2 protein-coding genes are annotated in these 1,063 nt (G+C 69.0%); both read right to left on the bottom strand.

Annotation, left to right across the window (positions count from 1 at the left end; genetic code table 11):
• Positions 1-671: DUF6766 family protein (locus tag ACVCAG_RS45735; RefSeq protein WP_440089930.1), on the bottom strand; the 671-nt coding region annotated here is incomplete at its 3' end.
• A 102-nt stretch (positions 672-773) separates the two neighbouring features.
• Positions 774-1,063, bottom strand: a 290-nt coding sequence (locus ACVCAG_RS45740; protein ID WP_447191670.1) for a hypothetical protein, incomplete at its 5' end; no start/stop codon positions are given.

Consider the following 1,063-nt stretch of genomic DNA (forward strand, 5'->3'; position numbering starts at 1 on the left):
CCTTCCACGCCGGTCTCCTCGTGCGGGGTGCCGACGGGTTTGGACTCCGGGGAGCCACGCTGGCGCAGGTAGACCGAGAGCACGACCATCGACAGGACGGCCAGGAACTCCGACTGCCAGTTCTGCAGGGTCCGGTTCCAGAAGTCGGCCGACACGACGTACTCCCCCCAGCCGAGGGGGTCCTGCAACTGGGCGAGCTGGCGGGCGTTGTAGGCGGCCGTGCCCGCCACCGACTGCGCCAGCCACGACAACACGAAGATCAACCCCATGAGCAGGCCGAGGGAGCGGCCATACAGGCCCTGGCGCACTCCGCCCACCCCGGCCCAGGCCGGACTGTCCGCGTCCGCGTGCCGGCCGATCTTCTGCTCGGCGTCGCTTTCCTCTCCCTGCTTACCCGGCTTCTTCGACTCGGGCGAGCCCCGCTGCACCAGCCAGACCGTGGCCAGGATGAACAGCAGGAACTGCAGGTACTCCGACTGCCAGTTCTCCGCCACGTCGACGGCGAAGTCGGAGGAGGTGACGTAGGCCGGCCACGACAGTGCCGTCCCGCCCTCGGCGAGCCGGTCGGCGTTGGCGGCGGCGTTACCGGCGAAGGACTGGCCGACCAGGGACAGCACGAACGCCACCAGGAAGAACAGACTCAGGCCGTTGTCCTTGACGAAGCGTCTCACCCTCTCCTCCCCCTTTTTCAGCGTTGCAGCAGGCCGATGACGAAGAAACAGACCAGCCCGATCGCGATGATCGCCGCGGTGACGGTGAACATGAGGCGCATGTCAGGTGCTCACCTCACAGTCGTAGGGCAGGTCACCGCGAGGCGTGCAGCCCGCGCCGCGCACCCGCCAGCCCGCCGGGAAACGGTGCAGGAAGACGGTGTCGCCACTCAGCCGCACCCGGGCCTCATCCCCCCAGACCTCGACGTCCAGCACCTGCCCGCCGGGCAGGTCGAGCCCGCCGAGAGAGGTCTCACACCTTTGATTCCCGGTTCGCAGGCTCTCGGCCGCCTCCGGAGCCAGCAGCGCGCAGGCCCGCTCCACCTGGCGGTCCCGCACGGCGGCGTAGAAGT

The organism is Streptosporangium sp. G12, assembly GCF_052983175.1.